Source organism: Photobacterium sp., assembly GCF_057456235.1.
The window spans coordinates 1-4833 of the sequence record NZ_JBVCPH010000033.1 but is presented as its reverse complement, the minus strand read 5'-3'; the positions used below and the strand labels follow the sequence as shown (position 1 = coordinate 4833).

The window sequence follows — 4833 nt, the reverse complement described above, 5'->3', positions numbered from 1 at the left end:
ATGCACTGTTTTTGCTCAGGTGTAAGTCGTTGGATAGACTCTAATAGTTGCGTAAAATTGAAGTCTTCCATGCTGGTAGCCTCAAGGAGTTAGCATATCTATCTATAATATAGTTTATCAACTTGAGTACTGAACAGAGCCAATATGTAGGGTGTTTATTATCGAATCAATATCTTCCAGATTAACTTTAAGCTATCGGAGACTCATCATGAATTGATTAAACCTACTCAACGTTAATAAGAGTAGTTTTAATAAATTACTTTAGGACCATTAATTACACACATTCATTCATATATTTTCAGCTCTTAACGCATAAACGAAAGGTGATGTAAAACGGCCTTTGATGATTTTCTGTTATGACTCACCATCATGAATGATTTACTCACTAGATGAGTTAACTAAATTACTGGAACTGCTCAATTCGTAGGTTAAGACCTTGAAGATCAGTTCAGCGTATTGCTGATGTCACCCTAAAGAACAAGAAATATATAATAAAAGGCTATTTCGAAAAATAGCCTTTGGTCGTAGGGGGATGGTGTTACTTCATTGCTTCAATGAATCGTTCAGTGATTTGCTTTGGTCGGGTAATTGCCCCACCGACAACAACCGCATGACAACCAACATCTAGACAACGTTTCGCCATTTCTGGCGTTTCTACATTACCCTCCGCAATAACAGGGATTGTCACTGCTTCAAGCAAATCTTTAAGGAATTGGAAATCATTCGAAAATAACTTACTGTTCTTTGTATTTTCGGTATAACCGTGAAGTGTTGATGAAACACAATCAAACTTTAACCTATCAGCCTCCATAGCATCATCTAACGTGGAAATATCAGCCATGAGAAGAACATGTGGGTACTTCGAACGAATTACTTTCACAAAATCTTCTAGCATTTCACCGTTAGGGCGACTTCTATCAGTTGCATCAATAGCAATCATGTCAGGATTCGTCGTCATCAGTTCATCAACTTCGTTAATCGTTGCCGTAATGAACACTTCCGAATCATCATAGTCGCGTTTGATAATACCAATGATAGGTAAATTAACCGTTCGTTTGATCTCCGTAATGTCTTTAACGGAGTTCGCACGGATTCCGAATGCGCCCCCCTGCTCAGCGGCAAGCGCCATGCGGCTCATAATGAAGTCACTGTGCAGAGGTTCATTTTCAAGTGCTTGACATGAAACGATTAATGCCCCTTTCGCTCTGGTGAAAAAATCACTCATAGCCCTAACAATTCCTCTAATTCATTTTTAACGATGGTTACGTGTGGACCGTAAATAACTTGCACACCGTTACCTTTAACGACTACAGCAACAGCACCGGTTGTTTTTAAACCATCCTCGTTAATTTTAGTCGCATCTCCCATTGTCAGACGTAACCGTGTTGCGCAGCAATCAATATCTTTGATGTTACCTGCGCTACCTAGGTGCTTAACTATCGCAATAGCACGTTCAGTACCCGATATATTCATTGCTTCTGCCTGTGATTCATCTTCTCGGCCTTGAGTTTTAAAATTGAACTTAGTAATCATGAAGCGGAATGAAAAGTAATACAGGAAGAACCAGGCAGTACCAATAACTGGAACCGCCATCCAATTCGTTTTAGCCTGACCTTGCAGAACACCGAACAGAATGAAATCAATAAAGCCACCCGAGAAGGTTTGACCGATTGTAATTTCGAACATGTGAGCCAGCATAAATGCAAAGCCATCAAATACCGCATGCACTACATACAGAGCAGGAGCAACGAATAAGAATGAAAACTCTAGGGGTTCCGTGATACCCGTTAAGAACGAAGTAAAAGCCGCAGATAGCATCAAGCCACCAACTCTGACTTTGTGCTCGGGTTTGGCGCAGTGGTAGATAGCAAGTGCCGCTCCCATAAGACCGAACATCATCGTGATAAAACGACCGGACATGAAACGAGAGGTACCGATAAAGTACTGCTGTACTGACGGATCGGCTAACTGAGCAAAGAATATTCGTTGTGTACCATCAACCATCACACCGTTTACTATTTCGGTGCCACCAAGTGCGGTAGTCCAAAAAGGAAGATAGAAGATATGGTGAAGACCGAACAAACCCAACATACGAAGAATGAAACCGTAGAATAATGTCCCTATGTATCCCGTTGTTTCGACTAAGCTACCCATACTGAAGATGCCAGACTGAATCTTAGGCCACACTAAGTACATTACTGCGCCAAGAATGATCGCAGAAAATGCAGAAACGATAGGAACGAAACGGGAACCACCGAAAAAACCAAGAAATTTAGGTAGTTCAATTTTGTTATATCGAGAGTGCAAGAAGTTAGCCATGATACCAACAACCACACCACCAAACACACCAGTATCTAAGGTTTGAATACCGAGGATCATCCCCTGACCCACAGCCCCTAGATTGCCTGTTGCCAGGCTACCTTGCAGCGATAGCATTGCACCAATCGTTGCGTTCATTACCAAGTAAGCAAGTAACGCGGAAAGACCCGCCGTACCTTTATCACTTCGAGCCAAACCGACAGCAACACCGACCGCGAATAGCACCGGTAAATTACCAAACACGATTGCACCAGCAGCCGTCATAATGGTGAAAATTGCTTGTAGGAGCGCAACATCTAAAAATGGATAAGCAATTAAGGTGTTAGGGTTTGATAATGCGCCGCCGATACCAAGTAATAGACCTGCAGCGGGAAGAACTGCAATCGGAAGCATAAAAGACTTCCCGAATTTTTGTGCTGTTTCAAAAAAAGTAGAACCTGACATAGGAACCAAACTCCGAGCGTTGATTATTTGTGGAGTATAATTCCATTTAAGGGTGTAGTGATCTATCATGAATGAATCAATTCATGACATGGTTCACAAAATCACTTGTACTACATGATGGATTGCGTGGTTTTAAGTTTGTTACTTTGTGCAGTTTTAAGGTCCGAACGAACCAGTTCAGTATACAGTAAATCTAAAACAAACATTTGAGCGACTTTCGTGCCAATCGAATCGCCCTGTAACCAATTCTCACGATTACCATTGAGCAGAACCTTATCCGCGTAATGACAAATCGTCGAGCGCGAATTATGGGTTAACGCTACAGTGAATGCACCCATATCTTTTGCAATACGCAATGCTTTAATTGTTTCAGGGGATTCGCCTGAGTGTGATAGTGCGATCACGACATCCCCCTTTCCAAGCAGCGAGGCTTTCATGTACATAAAGTGGTTGTTCGCAATAGCATCGACACTATACCCGATACGCATTAGCTTGTTTTTTGCCTCTTCCGCTGTAACTCCAGAAGATCCTACACCAAAGAATGTAGTCGACGATGAAGTGGTAATTTTGTCAGAGACTTCACGTAGCACATCAAAATCCAATAGGGCGCGAGTCTCTGATAGCACATGCTGTAAAACCAGCTGAAGCTTTTCTCCAATGATTTCCATATCATCAGTAAGATCTATCTCACTCGACAATAAGTCTGGCTGTGGCGTTTCATTCTTAACTAACGATATAGCCAGCAACATTTTGAATTCCTGAAAGCCAGAATAACCCATTTTTTTACAAAAACGTATCAGGCTTGCTTCACCTACACCAGATGAGTTAGCAAGCTCTGCAGTTGATAAGTTTGTTATTTTTTTGGGGTTCTCAAGTATGAAGTCTGCAATTCGCTGAGCCGATACTGTTAGGCTACTTCTAACGCTGCGAATACTAGCCAGAACGTCTTTCGTATGATTCATCTTATAGCCTTAATGAAGTTTCTAATATTAATATAAACCAACTAAGTAACTAAGTAACTAAGTAACTAACTAAAGAGAGCCTCAGCCCATCATCAATGAGTAATGGCCGTCTCGCTAAGTCAATCACTATCAATTTTGTGTTGTGGCTTATAGTTTCACTCATCGCACTGTCATTTCTAACTGTGGTCAATATTACTATATGCCAGCATAGATAGGGTTCATAAATTCCGAAATCTTCTTTATGCATCAAGAAGAAAATAGGTGTACACCTTTTATGAAACAGAACATAAAAAAGATATACACAATTCACATCCACAATAACACCATAGATAAAATATCATAAGATACTGATAATTAACACCTTAATAGATTGTACAGCTTTTAAACCACTGGAACCTAAAAGCTTGAAAGGGGCAGCACAGCATGGATAAACAAGAGGAAATGACACGATTTCACTTTTATTCAGACGTAAAAAAGCCCCAGTCGTTAGACTGAGGCTTTAATAAGTGGCGGAGTGGACGGGACTTGCCATTCCTTGAAATCAGTGCGCCCCCGGCGCGACAGGCCGCGAAGATCTCCAATTAAAAGCCTAACCAACTGAACGACCACATCGCAGTGCCTATTCATATTGCTCCAGACGTAAAAAAGCCCCAGTCGTTAGACTGGGGCTTTAATAAGTGGCGGAGTGGACGGGACTCGAACCCGCGACCCCCGGCGTGACAGGCCGGTATTCTAACCAACTGAACTACCACTCCGCAGTGTCTATTCAGCATAAAGCAATTTGAAACCTGGCGATGACCTACTCTCACATGGGGAGACCCCACACTACCATCGGCGCTACTATGTTTCACTTCTGAGTTCGGCATGGGATCAGGTGGGTCCATAGTGCTATGGTCGCCAAGTAAATTCTTTGTTTTCAGCAAGGCTGAAATATCAATCTTTATACAGCTCACGTTTATAGAAACGTAAACTCAAATTTGGCGCCTGGCGATGACCTACTCTCACATGGGGAGACCCCACACTACCATCGGCGCGACTGCGTTTCACTTCTGAGTTCGGCATGGGATCAGGTGGGGCCACAGCGCTATGGTCGCCAGACAAATTCTGT

3 protein-coding genes, 1 tRNA gene and 2 rRNA genes are annotated in these 4833 nt (G+C 42.2%); all 6 read right to left on the bottom strand.

Annotated features, from left to right (window positions below; genetic code table 11):
- Positions 1-538 precede the first annotated feature (538 nt).
- Positions 539-1225, bottom strand: a complete 687-nt coding sequence (locus AC2204_RS20505) for an N-acetylmannosamine-6-phosphate 2-epimerase (protein WP_318927744.1) — start codon at positions 1223-1225, stop codon at positions 539-541.
- Positions 1222-2712, bottom strand: coding sequence for a PTS transporter subunit EIIC (locus tag AC2204_RS20500; RefSeq protein WP_318927743.1), 1491 nt, complete (start codon positions 2710-2712; stop codon positions 1222-1224). Before AC2204_RS20500 ends, AC2204_RS20505 begins: the two co-directional genes overlap by 4 nt.
- A 161-nt stretch (positions 2713-2873) precedes the next feature.
- Positions 2874-3725 (bottom strand): MurR/RpiR family transcriptional regulator, encoded by an 852-nt coding sequence (locus AC2204_RS20495; protein WP_318927742.1) that lies wholly within the window; start codon positions 3723-3725, stop codon positions 2874-2876.
- A gap of 678 nt (positions 3726-4403) precedes the next feature.
- Positions 4404-4480: transfer RNA gene (locus tag AC2204_RS20490), tRNA-Asp, on the bottom strand.
- 31 nt (positions 4481-4511) lie between these two features.
- Positions 4512-4627, bottom strand: a 5S ribosomal RNA gene (rrf, locus tag AC2204_RS20485).
- An 80-nt stretch (positions 4628-4707) separates the two neighbouring features.
- Positions 4708-4823: ribosomal RNA gene (rrf, locus tag AC2204_RS20480) — 5S ribosomal RNA — on the bottom strand.
- Between the last annotated feature and the right edge of the window lie 10 nt (positions 4824-4833).

Excerpts from the sequence above, each read along its gene's own strand:
- AC2204_RS20500 (WP_318927743.1), bottom strand. The coding sequence starts at position 2,712 with ATGCTTCCGATTGCAGTTCTTCCCGCTGCAGGTCTATTACTTGGTATC.
- AC2204_RS20505 (WP_318927744.1), bottom strand. The coding sequence starts at position 1,225 with ATGAGTGATTTTTTCACCAGAGCGAAAGGGGCATTAATCGTTTCATGT.
- AC2204_RS20495 (WP_318927742.1), bottom strand. The coding sequence starts at position 3,725 with ATGAATCATACGAAAGACGTTCTGGCTAGTATTCGCAGCGTTAGAAGT.